Consider the following 14,712-nt stretch of genomic DNA (forward strand, 5'->3'; position numbering starts at 1 on the left):
CCGGGCCGCTCACTTCAGCAGGCGGGACATCCTCCGGTCGGCCAGCGGCTTGCCGCCCGTCTGGCAGGTCGGGCAGTACTGGAGCGAGGAGTCGCTGAAGGACACCTCGCGGATGGTGTCCCCGCACACCGGGCAGGGCTCGCCGGTGCGGCCGTGCACGCGCAGTCCGCTCTTCTTCTCGGCCTTCAGCCGCCCGGCCGCCACGCCCCGGGAGCGCTCGACCGCCTCGGTCAGCGTGCCGCGCAGGGCCGCGTACAGCCGCCCGGTCTCCTCCTCGCTCAGCGACGCGGCCAGCTTGAAGGGCGACATCCTCGCCGCGTGCAGGATCTCGTCGCTGTAGGCGTTGCCGACGCCCGCGATCAGGCTCTGGTCGCGCAACACGCCCTTGAGGCGGCGCCGTTCACCGGCCAGCAGCTCCGCCAGGCGCCGTTCGTCGAAGTCGTCGGCGAGCGGGTCCGGGCCGAGCCGGGTCACACCCGGCACCTCCCGCGGGTCCCCGACGACGTACACCGCGAGGCGCTTCTGCGTGCCGGCCTCGGTCAGGTCGAAGCCCGCGCCGGTCTCCAGGGCCACGCGCAGGGCGAGGGGTCCCTTGCCGGGGCGGGGCGGGCCGTCGGGGAGGCGGTCCCTGAAGTGCAGCCAGCCCGCGCGGGCCAGGTGCGTCACCAGGTGCGGGCCGTCCGCGGTGGCCAGGTCGAGGAACTTGCCGTAGCGGCGTACGGCGGCGACCTCGTGGCCCTCCAGCGCGGACAGCGGCGGGTCGTACGTCTTCAGCACGCTGATCGCGACGGGCAGCACCCGTACGATCCGGTGGCCGACCAGGTGCTCGGTCAGGAAGTCCTTGAGCGCCTCGACCTCGGGGAGTTCCGGCATGGGTCCAGAGTGCCACGCGGGGTCAGTCGTGGTCCGGCACCACGAACTCGCACCAGACGGCCTTGCCGCCGCCCCGGGCCTCCACGCCCCACACGTCGGTGAGCATCTCGACCAGCAGCAGGCCCCGCCCGGAGACGCCCGAGTCGCCCGCCTCACGGCGGCGGGGCAGGGCGCTGGAGGAGTCCTCGACCTCGACGCGCAGCCGGCGGTCGGAGCCGGTGAGGACCCGCAGGGTGAGGACCGCCGAGCCCTCGGTGTGCATGAGGGCGTTGGTCATCAGCTCGTCGGCGACCAGTTCGATCTCGTCGGCCCGGTCGCCGGCGCCCCAGGCGGCGACCGCGGTGCGGATCATGCGCCGGGCCTCGGAGAGTGCGGCCGGGTCGCCGGGGGCCACCTGGCGCTGGAGGCGGCGGCCGGCGTGCGGACCCTCCGGGCCGCGCCGGCGCAGCAGGAGCAGGGCGACGTCGTCCTCGCCGCCGCGTTCGTCGGCCACGTCGATGAGCCGGTCGGCGAGGTCGCGCACGTCCTCGGGGCCGGTGGCGACCAGGGCGGTGAGGGTGCGCATGCCGTCGTCGAGGTCGGCACCGGGCTGCTCGACCAGGCCGTCGGTGCACAGCAGCAGGGTGTCGCCCGGGTCGAGCTCCACGGTGCCCACCGGGTAGTCCAGGCGGCCGAACTCGGCGGACAGGCCGAGCGGCAGGCCACCCGGGACGGCGACGCGGCGGCAGGAGCCGTCGGTGAGCCGGACGAGCGGGTCGATGTGCCCGGCGCGGACCACCTGCAGCACGCCGGTGGACAGGTCGGCCTCCGCGTAGAGGCAGGTCGCGGAGCGGTCCGTGTCGAGTTCGTGCAGGAACACCGAGGCGCGGGCCATCACGGTGGCCGGCGGGTGTCCCTCGGCGGCGTAGGCGCGCAGCACGATGCGCAGCTGGCCCATGACGGCGGCGGCGTGCGTGTCGTGGCCCTGGACGTCACCGATGACGGCACCGACCCGGCCGCCGGGCAGCGGGATCAGGTCGTACCAGTCGCCGCCGATGTCCCGGCCGGCGGAGCCGCCGATGGTGGCGGCCCGGTAGCGCACGGCGACGTCGGCGCCGGGCACGCTCGGGATGGTCCGGGGCAGCATGGCCTGCTGCAGGCCCTGGGCGAGGTCCATCTCCTGCTCGTAGAACATGGCCCGCTGCAGGCTCTGGGCGATGCTGCTGCCGAGGGCGACGAGGATGTTGCGCTCCTCGGGGGTGAAGCCCCGCCGGTCGCTGTAGAGCAGGCCCATCGCGCCGATCGGGCGGGCCTGGACGATGAGCGGCAGATAGGCCGCCGAGGTGATGTTCAGATCGGTGATGTGGGGCCAGAGGATCGGGTAGCGCTCGGCGAACTCCTCGGGCGACTCGATGAAGCACGGGGCGAGGGTCCGCACGGCCTCGCTCATCGGATAGGGCTCGTCGATGCGGGTGACCCGGGTGCCGGGCACGAAGGCGGCCTCGGGCCCCTCGGCGACCATGCGGATGCGGCCGGCCTCGACCAGGCCCATGACGAGGCTGGTGGCGCCCAGGTGGGTCAGGCCGTGGGTGTCCTTGAGGACGTCGATGACGTCCTGGACGGTGCGCGCGTGGGCGAGGGCGGCCGTGGTGAGCTCGACGACACTTGTCTGTTCCCGGCGGGCCTCGTCCCGGTCGGCCTGCTCGCGCCGGGCGTCGATCTCGCCGAGCTCCCGGGTGGCGTCGCGGATGATGCCGATGATGCGGCGGGGCCGGCCGGTCTCGTCGCGCCGGATGTAGCCCTGGGTGTGCGTCCAGCGCAGGCTGCCGTCACGGCGGCGGATGCGGAAGTACGCGCCGTAGTTCTCGCTGCCGTCCTTCAGGGCCTGGGTGACCACGGTGTCCAGGCGGCGTGCCTCGCCGGGCGGGACGCGCCTGGAGAGGCTCTCGGGGCGGTCGTCGTACTCGTCGGGGCGCATGTCGAAGACGTCGTGGGCCTGCGCGTCCATCTGCATCAGGCCGGTGTCCAGGTCCCAGTCGAAGCTGCCCATCCGGTTGAGCGCGAGGATCGGCTCCGGGTGGGCGGGCCAGTCGTCCGGGACTGACAGGGCGCCGCTCGCTCCCCGATCAGCCATGGGCCCACCTTGCCAGGATTCGTCCGATTCTTCGACTGGACGTGCCGAGTGTACGGGCCGCTCCGCGGGACCGGCCCTCAGTTGCCGAAGACGTCGGTGGGGCTGCCGAAGATGCTGTCGTCGGCCGGTTCGTCGGGGATCAGTCCGGCTCCGTCGGGCACGTCGGGGCCGTCCGGGACGGCTTCGGGACCGACCTCGTCCGGTGCGCCGAGATCCTCCGCCTCCGGTGCGCCGAGGTCATCCGCCTCCGGTGCGCCGGCCTCCCGGGGCGCCGGTTCGCCGCGGGGCGGTTGGGTGCCGTCCGCCGGAGGCTGTTCGATGCCGTCCGCCCGGCGGGGGGCGGGGTCGGCGGCCGGGTCCGCCCCGGGGGCGGTGCGGGAGGCGCCCGGGGGGACGGGCGAGGGCGCGGACGGTGCCGGGGGCCGGGTCGCCCACACCGGCGGCGGCAGGGCCCGGTCATGGCGCACGTCGTGCCCGGGCCGCCGTTCGATCCAGGTCCGGGCGGCCAGGTCGATGATGGTGAAGTCGGCGACGGCACGCGGGGCGGGGGTCACGACGATCACCTCGCCGGGCCGGTAGCCGGGCCAGGGCGTGCCCCGGGTCGCCGGCGTGCCGCGCAGGGCGAGCGGCGGGCGCAGCGGGTTGCCGCAGGCGCAGCGGAGGCGCGGCACGCCCCGGTCGTCGACCAGGACGGCGGTGCCCGCCTGGAGGACGGCCTGGTAGCCGGTGACCCGGCCGGCGCGGTGACCGTGGCCGGTGACGCGGGTGTCGGCGCGCAGGACGACCGGGGTGAGGGCCCGCACGTAGTCCGGGAGGGCCTCCGGGGGCACGCCCGCGACCCGGGCGAAGGCGCGGCCCGCGGCGCGGTCGCGGGTGAGGTGGCCGATCTGCCGGCCGATGTCGCAGCTGCCCGTCCGCTCGGTGCCGCCGTAGAGGCCGGGGGTCGCGCCGGACAGGGAGCGCGGACCGGTGGAGACGCGGACGGTGCCGCCCGCCGTGCGCGGTGCGGGCCCGGCGGGGAACGGGGCGGGCGCCGCCACGGCCGTGGAGTCCGTGAAGGGGGCCGGTCCGGGGTCGGCGGCCGGCTGGAGGACGAGCGCCGCGGCCGTCGTGCCGTCGCCCTCGCCGCCGCCGGCGCGGCCGGCGCCGCACGCCGAGAGGAGGAGCGCGGCGGAGAGCGCGCAGGCCGCGGTGAAGGCCCCGGTGGGTGTCCGCACCTCGTCCTCCCGCTCACCTCGGCCCGTTTCGGGCAGTTCCTCACTATTGTTTGCCGCGCTCACTCGGGTTACGCAACCGGAGCAGTGGTACGCGGAGCGTGACACCGCCCTGCGGCGGGTCACGGGGAGGAGCGCACGGCCGTGGACTGGTTCACCGCATCCGACTACTGGCTGACCCGACTGGTCTTCCAGCGGGCGCTGGCCGCCGTGTACCTGGTGGCGTTCCTGACGGCGGCGCTGCAGTTCCGGGCGCTGATCGGGCGGCGCGGCATGCTCCCGGTGCCGCGGTTCGTCGAGCGGGTGCCGTTCAGGCGGGCGCCGAGCCTGTTCCAGCTGCACTACTCGGACCGCTTCTTCGCCCTCTGCGCCTGGACGGGCTGCGCGGTGTCGGTAGCGCTGCTGGCCGGGCTGGACGCGCTGCTGCCGCTGTGGGGCGGCATGCTGCTGTGGCTGGTGCCGTGGGTGCTGTACCTGTCGATCGTCAACGTCGGGCAGACCTGGTACGCGTTCGGCTGGGAGTCGCTGCTGCTGGAGGTCGGCTTCCTCGCCGTGTTCCTCGGCAACGACGAGGTGGCGCCGCCGCTCGTGGTGCTGTTCCTGCTGCGGTGGATCCTGTTCCGGGTGGAGTTCGGCGCGGGGCTGATCAAGATGCGCGGCGACGCGTGCTGGCGGAAGCTGACCTGCCTGGACCACCATCACGAGACGCAGCCGATGCCGGGCCCGCTGAGCTGGTTCTTCCACCACCTGCCCCGCCCACTGCACCGGGTCGAGGCGGCCGCGAACCACGTCACGCAACTGGTGGTGCCGTTCGCGCTGTTCACTCCGCAGCCGGTGGCAACGGCAGCCGCCGCGCTGATGATCGTCACCCAGCTGTGGCTGGTGCTGTCGGGCAACTTCTCCTGGCTGAACTGGATCACGATCGTGCTGGCGCTGTCGGCGGTGCGCTTCCCGGCCGACGCGCCCGACGTGCCGGACGCGCCGCTGTGGTACGTCGTGCTGGTCCTCGCGGTCTCCGCGCTGCTGTTGGGCCTCAGCCACCGGCCGGTGCGCAACATGCTCTCCCGCCGCCAGGTGATGAACCGCTCCTTCGACCCCCTGCATCTGGTCAACACCTACGGCGCGTTCGGCAGCGTGAGCCGGGTGCGGTACGAGGTGGTGGTCGAGGGCACCGCGGACGACAGGCCGCGCGCGGGCTCCGACTGGCGGGCGTACGAGTTCAGGGGCAAGCCGGGTGATCCGCGGCGGTGGCCGCGCCAGTTCGCGCCCTACCATCTGCGCCTGGACTGGCTGATGTGGTTCGCGGCCCTCTCCCCCGCCTACGCCGACCCCTGGTTCGGCAGGCTGGTGGAGCGGCTGCTGGAGAACGACCGGGACACGCTGAAGCTGCTGCGCCGCTCGCCGTTCCCGCCGGACGAGCCGCCGCGGTTCGTGCGCGCCCGGCTGTTCCGCTACCGCTACACGACCTGGCGCGAGCTGCGGGAGACCGGCGCCTGCTGGGAGCGGACGTACGTGCGGGAGTACCTGCCGCCGACCAGGCTGGCGGAGCCGGTTCACAGGCCGTAGACGCGGGCGGCGGTGGTTTCGAGGATCTGCGCGTGGTCGGGCGGGCCGATGAGCCGGCGCGCGGTGCCGAGCGTGCCGCCGTAGGTCCCCGCCAGGGTGCACACCGGCCAGTCCGAGCCGTACATCAGCCGGGCGGGCCCGAACGCCTCCAGGGCCACCTCGGCGTACGGACGCAGGTCCTCGACGGTCCAGCCGGCGGGGTCGGCCTCGGTGGCCAGGCCGGAGAGTTTGGCGACGGTGTTGGGCAGGGCGGCCAGGGCCCGCAGGTGCGACGCCCAGGGTTCGAGGGCGCCTGCGGCGACGGGCGGTTTGCCGAGGTGGTCCAGGACGAAGGTCAGGCCGGGCAGGGCGGCGGCCGCCCGGACGCAGGCCGGGAGCCGGCCGGGCAGGACGACGAGGTCGTAGACCAGTCCGGCGGCGGCGACGGCGGCCAGTCCCCGCAGGACGTCCGGGCGCAGCAGCCACTCGGGGTCGGGCTCGTGCTGGACCTGGTGGCGGATGCCCTTGAGGTAGCGGCCGCCGGGGAGTTCGCGCAGCCGGGCGAGTTCGTCGGCGACGCCGGGGCGGGTGAGGTCGGTCCAGCCGACGACGCCCGCGACCAGGTCGTGCTCCTCGGCCAGGGCCAGGAGCTCCGGGGTCTCCTCGGGCACGGTGACCGTCTGCACGAGGACCGTGCGGCCCACTCCGGCGGCTCTCGCCTCGGGTTCGAGGTCCTTCATCGTGAAGTCGCGGCGCAGCGGCCGCAGCGCGGGCCCGGTGATCCAGTCCTGGTCACGCACGGACAGGTCCCAGACGTGGTGGTGGGCGTCGGTCACGGTCATGCGGGCGGCTCCCGGACGACGGGCAGGCCGGTGCCGGCGGCGGGGACGGCGCCGGTCGGCTCACGGGGGACCTCGCGGTCGGCGGCCTCGCAGGCGGCGACGCGGCCGGCGCGGACCCTGGTGTGCAGGGCGACCGTCATGACGGCTCCTTCGAGGGCGGCTCGCCGGGCACGGGCGCGTCGGCGGGCAGCAGGCCCCCGGCGCGCAGCTCCTGCCAGAGGGCGCCGGGCACCCGGGCGGCGAACTGGTGGGCGCAGTCGCGCACTTCATGAGCCGAACGGGCCCCGACGAGGACGCTGGCGACGGCCGGGTGGGCGGCGCAGAAGGCCAGGGCGACGGCGCGCAGCGTGGTGCCGTGCCGGTCGGCGACCGACTTCAGGCGCAGGGCCCGCTCGACCAGCTCGGACGGGGCGGCGGCGTAGTTGTAGCGGGCGCCCGGCTCCGGGTTGGCCAGCAGGCCCGAGTTGAAGGCGCCGCCGATGACCACCGACGTACCGCGTTCCAGGGCGGCGGGCAGCAGGTCGGTGAGGGCGCTCTGGTCGAGGAGGGTGTAGCGGCCGGCGCAGAGCACCACGTCCACGTCGGTGTCGCGGACGAAGCGGGTGAGCATGGCCGACTGGTTCATCCCGGCGCCGATCGCGCCCACCACACCTTCCGCGCGCAGCTTCTCCAGGGCCGGGTAGCCCTCGCGGAAGGCCGCTTCGGCGTGCTCGTCGGGGTCGTGGAGGTAGACGACGTCGACCCGGTCGAGGCCGAGGCGTTCCAGGCTGGACTCCAGGGTGCGGCGGATGCCGTCGGCGCTGAAGTCCCACACGCGCCGGTGGGTGGCCGGTACGGCGAAGCCGTTGGCCAGGTCGTCGCCGGTGCCGTCGGCGGGTTCGAGGCGGCGGCCCACCTTGGTGGAGATCGTGTAGTGGTCGCGGGGGTGGTCGCGCAGGGCGGCGCCGAGCCGGCGTTCGGAGAGGCCGAGGCCGTAGTGCGGGGCGGTGTCGAAGTAGCGGATGCCGCGCTGCCAGGCGGCTTCCACTGCCTCGTGGGCCTCCTCGTCGCCGACCGCGGTGTACAGGTTGGCGATGGCGGCGGCGCCGAAGGACAGGGCGCTGACCTCGACGCCGCTGCCGCCGAGCCGGTTCACCGGGCCACCGGGCGCGGCCGCAGGCCCTGCATGCCGCCGTCGACGGCGAGCGCGGTGCCCGTCGTGGCGCCGGACAGGGGGCTCGCCAGGTAGGCGATGGCGCCCGCGACCTCGGCCGGGGAGACCAGCCGGCCGGTGGGCTGGCGGGCCTCGAGGGCCGCGCGTTCGGCGGCCGGGTCGGGGGCGGCGTCGAGGAGGCGGCCCACCCACGGGGTGTCGACCGTGCCGGGGTTGACGCAGTTGACGCGGATGCCCTCGCGGACGTGGTCGGCGGCCATGGCGAGGGTCAGGGCGTGCACGGCGCCCTTGGTGGCGCTGTACAGGGCGCGCTGCGGCAGGCCCGCGGTGGCGGCGACGGAGCAGGTGTTGACGATCGCGGCGTGCGCGGAGGCCCGCAGACCGGGCAGGCAGGCTCGGGTGGTGCGGACCATGCCGACGACGTTGACGTCGTAGACGCGGTGCCACTCGTCGTCGGGGTTGTCCTCGACGGTGCCCTGGGCGCCGATGCCCGCGTTGTTCACCAGGACGTCCAGACCGCCGAGTTCCGCCACCGCCGCGGTGACCGCCGCGCGCACGGACGTGTCGTCGGTGACGTCCGCGCGGTGGCCGAGGAGTGGCTTGCCGACCGGGGACGGATCGAGGTCGAGGACGGCGACCTGTGCGCCGCGCTCGGCCATGAGGTCGGCGGTGGCCCGGCCGATGCCGGACGCACCGCCCGTCACCAGGGCCCTGAGGCCCTCGAAGTCGCTCATGCGGCGTGCCCCTTCTTCGTCGCGTCGAGGTCGGCGGCCCAGAACTCGCCGCCCGGGTACGTGTACCGCGCCAGCGCCTCGGGCCGCAGAGCGGCCGAGAAGCCCGGCGCGGTGGGTGCCATGTAGTGACCCTGCCGGATCACCACCGGGTCGAGGAAGTGGTCGTGCAGATGGTCGACGTATTCGATGACGCGGTTCTCGGTCGTGCCGGTCAGTGCCACGTAGTCGAACATCGACAGGTGCTGGACGAGTTCGCACAGGCCGACCCCGCCCGCGTGCGGGCACACGGGGACGCCGAACTTGGCCGCGAGCAGCAGGATCGCGAGGTTCTCCGGGACGCCGCCGACCCGGGCCGCGTCGATCTGGACGACGTCGAGCGCGCCGGCCTGGAGAAGCTGTTTGAAGACGATGCGGTTGTGCGCGTGCTCGCCGGTGGCGACCTTCACGGGGGCGACGGCCCGGCGGATCGCCGCGTGCCCGAGGATGTCGTCGGGGCTGGTGGGTTCCTCGATCCAGTACGGGTCGAACGCGGCGAGGGCCTCGGTCCAGCGGATCGCCTCCTCGACGTCCCAGCGCTGGTTGGCGTCGACGGCCATCCGGATGTCCGGGCCGATGACCGAACGGGCCACCCGGCAGCGGCGGATGTCGTCGTCGAGGTCGGCGCCCACCTTGAGCTTGATCTGGGTGAAGCCGTCGGTGACCGCCCGGGCGGCGAGCCGGGTGAGTTTCTCGTCGTCGTAGCCGAGCCAGCCGGGCGAGGTGGTGTAGGCGGGGTAGCCGCGCTCCAGCAGCCGGGCGGTGCGCTGCCCGGCGCCCTCCCTGGCCCGGTGGAGCAGGGCCAGGGCCTCCTTGGGGGTGAGGGCGTCGGTGAGGTAGCGGAAGTCGATCTGGCCCACGAGCCATTCCGGCTCGGCCTCGGCGAGCAGTCGCCACAGCGGAAGCCCGGCCCGCTTGGCGGCGAGGTCCCACACGGCGTTGACGACGGCGCCGATGGCCATGTGCATCACGCCCTTCTCGGGCCCGAGCCAGCGCAGTTGGCTGTCGCCGATCAGGTCGCGGTTCAGGGTGGCGGGGTCGGCGCACAGCTCGGCCAGGTCGCGGCCGAGAAGGTGTCCGCGCAGCGCGTCGATCGCGGCGACCTGGACCTCGTTGCCCCGCCCGATGGTGAAGGCGAACCCGTGCCCCTCGTGCCCGTCGGCCGCGTCGGTGCGCAGCACGACGTAGGCCGCCGAGTAGTCGGGGTCGGGGTTCATCGCGTCGGAGCCGTCGAGTTCGCGCGAGGTGGGGAAGCGGATGTCGTGGGTGTCGACCGCGGTGATGCGGGCGGGCGTCGGGGACACGGAGGTCCTTTCGTCGGCCGGGGTTCCAGCGGATGCCCGCATACTTATCAGACCAATCAAGCGTCCAAACACCCCTCGTCGGACAGACTCCGCACTCGTGACTCATAGTGGTCGGACCACTTGTCTGGCTAGACTGCGCCGAAGCGCTGTGATCGGAGGAGTGGCGTGGACGACGAGACAGCCCCGCGGAAGGGCACCGTGACGCAGCGCGCCATCGAGCGGATCAAGGCGATGATCGCGGAGGGCCAACTGGAGCCCGGCCAGCGGCTGCCGACCGAGCGCGACCTGGCCGCGCAGCTGGGCATCTCCCGCAGTTCGATGCGGGAGGCGATCCGCGCGCTCACCGTGCTGGGGGTGCTGGAGGCCCGGCACGGCTCCGGCATCTACGTCACGCAGCTGGAGGCCGGCGACCTGCTGGAGACCTTCGGGGTCGTGGCGGACCTGTCGCGCGGCCCGCGTCTGGTGGAACTGCTGGAGATCCGGCGGATCCTGGAGTCGACGGCGACGGCGCTGGCCGCCGCGCGGATCACCGAGGACCAGCTGGCCGAGGTGGACAAGCACCTGGCGGCGATGAACGCCACGGACGATCCCGAGGAGATCATCGCCCACGACCTGGCGTTCCACCGGGTGATCGCAGCGGCCGCGGGCAACGAGACGATGGCCGCGATCCTGGAGGGCCTGTCGTCCCGCACCTTCCGCGCCCGGGTCTGGCGCGGCTACCAGGAGGAGGGGGCCCTCGCCCGCACCCGCCGCGAGCACACGGTGATCCACCGCGCCCTGGCCGCCCACGATCCGGAGGCGGCCAGGGCGGCGGCGGCCGCGCACGTGGGCGAGGTGGAACAGTGGCTGCGGGCGCAGCTCGGGCCCTAGAAGTCCCCAGGGCCCGGCCTCGCGGCGCTAGGCGAACCGGCCCGGCTGGTAGTCACCGGCCGGCTGCTGGAGGATGACGTTCAGCCGGTTCGCCGTGTTCATGAAGGCGATCAGGGTCACCAGCGCGACGAGCTGCTCCTCGTCGTAGTGCTTGGCGGCCCGCTCCCACACCTCGTCCGGGACGCCACCGGCGCCGTCCGCGATGCGGGTGCCCTGCTCGGCCAGCTCCAGCGCGGCGCGCTCGGCCTCGGTGAAGACCGTGGCCTCCCGCCAACCGGCGACCAGGTGGAGGCGCACGGCGGACTCGCCCGCCGCCGCGGCCTCCTTGGTGTGCATGTCGATGCAGACCGCGCACCCGTTGATCTGGCTCACCCGCAGGGAGACCAGCTCCCGCGTGGCGGCCGGCAGCGCCGACTCCACGACCAGCCGTCCCACGGAGGTGAACTGCTTGACGAGCCTGCTGCCGCTCGGGGTGGCGAAGACGTCCAGACGCGCGCTCATGGTGAGCTCCTTCGTCGTTGTCGGTGCTTACGCCGTTATGAGCCGGCGGCTCACCCCGATGTGACACGCACGGATGTGACCTGCGTCTCCACCCTCCGCCAGGCGCGCCGCAGCAGGACTGTCACCCGTTCGAACGGGCGCGGCCCGGCCGAACCCCGCCCGGCGGGACCCCACGCGAGTCACAATGGACGGTATGCGCCTACGGGGCACCGCCTGTGCCGCCGCCGGACTGCTGCTGGCCGTCACCCTCGGCTGCACCGGCGGCGACGGACCCGCCGCGCCCTCGACCGGTACGGTGACCACGAGCACGGCGAGCGACCCGAGCCCGCGCAGCGCCTCCCCCTCCCCCGGCCCCGTCGACCCGGTCTCCCTCCCCGCCCTGATGCGGCGCGAGCACACCGGCTCCGGCCTGCGGCTCGGCGAGGTGCTCGCCCGCACCTCCGCCTACACCCGCTACGCCGTGACGTACGAGGCCAACGGCCTGACCGTCTCGGGGATCATGAACATCCCCGAGGGCGAGGGCCCGTTCCCCGCCCTGGTGCTGGCGCACGGCTACATCGACCCGGACACCTACTTCAGCGGCCAGGGCATGCCGCGCGAGCAGGACCGCCTGGCCCGCAGCGGTTACGTCGTCCTGCACACCGACTACCGCAACCACGCCCGCTCCGACGACGATCCCGACAACGACGTGAACCTGCGCCTCGGCTACACCGAGGACGTCATCGGCGCGGCCCTGGCCCTGCGCGACTCCGGGCGCCCGGAGATCGACGGCGACCGGATCGGCCTGTTCGGCCGGTCCATGGGCGGCGGGGTCGTGTACAACACGCTGGTCGTGGCGCCCGGGCTGTTCGACGCGGCCGTCGCGTACGCGCCGGTGAGCGCCCGCCCGCAGGAGAACATCGACCACTTCCAGCGGCCCGACGGCGACCCGCTCGTGGCGGAGATCGAGGAGAGGCACGGCACGCCCGAGGAGAACCCGGCGTTCTGGCGCGGCGTCTCGCCCCTCACCTACGCCGGCCGCCTGACCGAGCCCCTGCTGATCCAGCACGGCACCGCGGACGACACCTGCCCCGTGGCCTGGTCACGGGAGGCCGCGCGGGTGTTCCAGGAGGCGGGCAAGGACGCGGAGTTGCGCACCGTCCCCGGTGAGGGCCACACGTTCGGTCCCCGGTGGGCGGCCGAAATGGACGTCACGGAGGCCTTCTTCGAGCGCCACCTGCGCTGAGCACCGCCCCCGCGCCGACCACCCCTGACAGCGTGCTCCGGCGCGTAAAACAGCTCGCGATCTCGACGCGCGCCCCCGGCCGGTGCACAGTTCTCCCTACGTACTCACCGGTAGCCCGTCTCCCCCGTCCCCCGTCCCCCGTCCTCCGTCCTCCCGAGGAGCCTCTGTGACCACCTGGGCCGGCCGCACCGCCGCCGAGATGTCCGCCGCCGTCCGCGAGAAGCGGGTCACGCCCCGGGAGGTGGTCGCCGAGCACCTCGAACGGATCCGGCGGCTCGACGGCCGGCTGGGCGCCTTCCGGCTGGTGCGTGCCGAGAGGGCACTGGCCGAGGCCGACGAGGTGGCCGCACGCGGCGACCTCTCCGAACTCCCCCTGGCCGGCGTGCCGGTGGCCGTCAAGGACAACCTCGCGGTGCGCGGCGAGTCCCGCCGCGTCGGCTCGGCGGCCACCCCGGACACACCGGCCGCGCAGGACCATGTGACCGTGGCCCGGCTGCGGGCCGCGGGCGCGGTCGTCGTGGGCCTGACGAACGTGCCCGAACTGTGCGTCTTCGGCACGACGGACGGCGTGCTGGGCACCGCCCGCAACCCCTGGGACCCGGCGCGTTCGGCGGGCGGCTCCTCCGGCGGCAGCGCCACCGCCGTCGCGGCCGGGATGGTGCCGGTCGCCCTCGGCAACGACGGCATGGGCTCGCTGCGGATACCGGCCGCCAACTGCGGTCTGGTCACCATCAAGCCGGGCCGCGGGGTGGTCCCGGCCGGGGCCGGGGACGGCGACTGGTTCGGCCTGTCGGAGAACGGGCCGCTCGCCACGACCGTCGAGGACGCCCGCCTGATGCTCGCGGTCCTCGCCGGCACCGAGCCCGCGCCCCCGTCCGCCCCCGGGACCCTCAAGGTCGCCGTGTCGCTGCGCAGTCCGCTGGCCGGCGTCACCATCAGCCGGCCGTACGCGGCGGCCGCCCGGGACGCGGCCGGGGTGCTCATGCGGTCGGGCCACCAGGTCCGGCGCGCCGACCCGCCCTACCCGCTGTCCCTCGCCGCCACCTCCCTCATGCACTGGACGGCGGGCACCGCGGCCGACGCCCGGCCCCTCGACCCCCGGCAGCTCACGCGCCGCACCCGCGTGCACGCCCGGCTCGGCCGGCCCTTCGTGGGCACCGTCGCCACCGGGGCGGCCCGCGAACGGCTGCGGCACCGGCTGGAGCCGTTCTTCGCCGAGTACGACGTGCTGCTCACCCCCGCGCTGGCCCGCCGCGCCCCGAAGGCCGGGCCCTGGCACGAGCGCGGCTGGCTGAGCAACCTGCTGGTCAACACCAACCACTCGCCCCTGACGCCCGCGTGGAACCTCACCGGCTGGCCCGCCATGGCCGTCCCCTGCGGCACCCTGCCCTCCGGCGCCCCCTGCGCCGTGCAGCTGGTGGGACGCCCCGGCACGGAGGATCGACTCCTGGCCGTGGCGGGGCAGTTGGAGGCCAGAAATCCGTGGCGGCGTACGGCGCCGGTCGGCTAGGGTCGGCCGGGTGACTGCCGGGTCGGCCGTAGGCCATGCACGAGTGAGGCGCCCGGCCTCGGCATGAGGGCGGCGGGGGTGACCCCGCCCGGCCCCCGCCGGGAGCCGGAGCGGGCACGCGCCCCGCCTGATGTCTCCGTCTTCCCCCTTCCCGCGCCCCTTCCGGCGCGTCCTCACCACCAGTGAACCGGAGACGAATCCACTCATGTCCCTCGCAGAACACAGCACCGAACCGCCGGCCCCGATCGCCCGCCTCGACCACACGGTCGTCTACGCCTTTGACCGGCAACTGTCGGCCGAGTTCCTGGCGACCGTGCTGGGCCTGAAGGTCGCCGCCCCCTTCGGGCCGTTCCTCCCCGTCGACCTGGGCAACGGCGTGACCCTCGACTTCTACGAGAAGAGCGACGAGCCGATCCAGCCGCAGCACTACGCCTTCCTCGTGCCCGAGGAGCAGTTCGACGCGATGATCGCCCGCCTGGAGGCGCTCGGCGTGACCTACTACGCCGACCCGCGCCACACCGAGCCCGGCCGGGTCAACCATCTCTTCGGCGGGCGCGGTGCCTACTTCGCCGACCCGGACGGCCACAACATGGAGATCATGACCCGGCCCTACGCCCGTCCCTGACGGCGGGACGCCGGGACCGGCGCCGCCGGCGGCACCCCTGCGGCGCCGCCTGACTCCCGGCCCTACAGGGCCCGGTACATGATGTGCAGTCCCACCGGCCCGTGCCGGGGGTGGTCGAACGCCTCCGGCACCGTGCCGAGGATCGTGAACCCGAGCGAGGTCCACAG

General features: G+C 74.3%; 14 protein-coding genes and 1 pseudogene. 5 read left to right on the top strand and 10 right to left on the bottom strand.

The window, feature by feature from the left end; translation table 11 throughout:
* Window positions 1-9: 9 nt before the first annotated feature.
* From RIN80_RS05390 to RIN80_RS05400, 3 genes are all read right to left on the bottom strand, one after another.
* The gene (locus RIN80_RS05390; protein WP_309094325.1) at window positions 10-873 is read right to left on the bottom strand and encodes a DNA-formamidopyrimidine glycosylase family protein; all 864 of its coding nucleotides are present in this window, start codon (window positions 871-873) and stop codon (window positions 10-12) included.
* 22 nt (window positions 874-895) lie between these two features.
* Window positions 896-2,986 carry a SpoIIE family protein phosphatase gene (locus tag RIN80_RS05395; protein WP_309094326.1) on the bottom strand — a complete coding sequence of 697 codons (2,091 nt, stop codon included), beginning with the start codon at window positions 2,984-2,986 and terminating at the stop codon, window positions 896-898.
* A gap of 77 nt (window positions 2,987-3,063) precedes the next feature.
* Window positions 3,064-4,203 carry a DUF6777 domain-containing protein gene (locus RIN80_RS05400; protein WP_309094327.1) on the bottom strand — a complete coding sequence of 380 codons (1,140 nt, stop codon included), beginning with the start codon at window positions 4,201-4,203 and terminating at the stop codon, window positions 3,064-3,066.
* 141 nt (window positions 4,204-4,344) lie between these two features.
* Here RIN80_RS05400 and RIN80_RS05405 point away from each other — a divergent pair, with 141 nt between their 5' ends.
* Window positions 4,345-5,766 carry a lipase maturation factor family protein gene (locus RIN80_RS05405; protein ID WP_309094328.1) on the top strand — a complete coding sequence of 474 codons (1,422 nt, stop codon included), beginning with the start codon at window positions 4,345-4,347 and terminating at the stop codon, window positions 5,764-5,766.
* On the opposite strand, the gene RIN80_RS05410 is transcribed toward RIN80_RS05405, so the two are convergent.
* Genes RIN80_RS05410 through RIN80_RS05430 form a run of 5 tightly spaced genes read right to left on the bottom strand, consistent with a single transcriptional unit; the run spans window position 5,754 to window position 9,814 of the window.
* Window positions 5,754-6,587: an amidohydrolase family protein gene (locus tag RIN80_RS05410; RefSeq protein WP_309094329.1), complete on the bottom strand. Its 834-nt coding sequence runs from the start codon at window positions 6,585-6,587 to the stop codon at window positions 5,754-5,756. The two genes, RIN80_RS05405 and RIN80_RS05410, sit on opposite strands and share 13 nt — an antisense overlap.
* Window positions 6,584-6,727 carry a hypothetical protein gene (locus RIN80_RS05415; protein ID WP_375141620.1) on the bottom strand — a complete coding sequence of 48 codons (144 nt, stop codon included), beginning with the start codon at window positions 6,725-6,727 and terminating at the stop codon, window positions 6,584-6,586. The genes RIN80_RS05410 and RIN80_RS05415 overlap by 4 nt, the downstream gene beginning before the upstream one ends.
* On the bottom strand, window positions 6,724-7,722 hold the full coding sequence (locus RIN80_RS05420) for an aldo/keto reductase (RefSeq protein ID WP_309094330.1): 999 nt from the start codon (window positions 7,720-7,722) through the stop codon (window positions 6,724-6,726). The genes RIN80_RS05415 and RIN80_RS05420 overlap by 4 nt, the downstream gene beginning before the upstream one ends.
* The gene (locus RIN80_RS05425) at window positions 7,719-8,474 is read right to left on the bottom strand and encodes an SDR family oxidoreductase (RefSeq protein ID WP_309094331.1); all 756 of its coding nucleotides are present in this window, start codon (window positions 8,472-8,474) and stop codon (window positions 7,719-7,721) included. Before RIN80_RS05425 ends, RIN80_RS05420 begins: the two co-directional genes overlap by 4 nt.
* Window positions 8,471-9,814, bottom strand: coding sequence for an L-fuconate dehydratase (locus RIN80_RS05430; RefSeq protein WP_309094332.1), 1,344 nt, complete (start codon window positions 9,812-9,814; stop codon window positions 8,471-8,473). The genes RIN80_RS05425 and RIN80_RS05430 overlap by 4 nt, the downstream gene beginning before the upstream one ends.
* Before the next feature lie 165 nt (window positions 9,815-9,979).
* On the opposite strand from RIN80_RS05430, the gene RIN80_RS05435 reads away from it, so the two are divergent.
* A complete protein-coding gene (locus tag RIN80_RS05435; protein ID WP_309094333.1) occupies window positions 9,980-10,684 on the top strand; it encodes a FadR/GntR family transcriptional regulator in 705 nt (234 codons plus the stop codon).
* A gap of 27 nt (window positions 10,685-10,711) precedes the next feature.
* Here RIN80_RS05435 and RIN80_RS05440 read toward each other — a convergent pair whose 3' ends face one another.
* Window positions 10,712-11,185, bottom strand: coding sequence for a carboxymuconolactone decarboxylase family protein (locus tag RIN80_RS05440; RefSeq protein WP_309094334.1), 474 nt, complete (start codon window positions 11,183-11,185; stop codon window positions 10,712-10,714).
* A 193-nt stretch (window positions 11,186-11,378) separates the two neighbouring features.
* Here RIN80_RS05440 and RIN80_RS05445 point away from each other — a divergent pair, with 193 nt between their 5' ends.
* From RIN80_RS05445 to RIN80_RS05455, 3 genes are all read left to right on the top strand, one after another.
* The gene (locus RIN80_RS05445; protein WP_309094335.1) at window positions 11,379-12,410 is read left to right on the top strand and encodes an alpha/beta fold hydrolase; all 1,032 of its coding nucleotides are present in this window, start codon (window positions 11,379-11,381) and stop codon (window positions 12,408-12,410) included.
* A 166-nt stretch (window positions 12,411-12,576) separates the two neighbouring features.
* On the top strand, window positions 12,577-13,920 hold the full coding sequence (locus tag RIN80_RS05450; protein ID WP_309094336.1) for an amidase family protein: 1,344 nt from the start codon (window positions 12,577-12,579) through the stop codon (window positions 13,918-13,920).
* Window positions 13,921-14,125: 205 nt separating this feature from the next.
* Entirely contained in the window at window positions 14,126-14,545 is a 420-nt protein-coding gene (locus RIN80_RS05455) for a VOC family protein (RefSeq protein ID WP_309094337.1), read from the top strand.
* Between the two features lie 62 nt (window positions 14,546-14,607).
* Here RIN80_RS05455 and RIN80_RS05460 read toward each other — a convergent pair.
* Window positions 14,608-14,712 (bottom strand): annotated as a pseudogene (locus tag RIN80_RS05460) (GNAT family N-acetyltransferase); the annotation flags it as partial.

Source organism: Streptomyces sp., assembly GCF_031181705.1.
GTDB lineage: Bacteria > Actinomycetota > Actinomycetes > Streptomycetales > Streptomycetaceae > Streptomyces.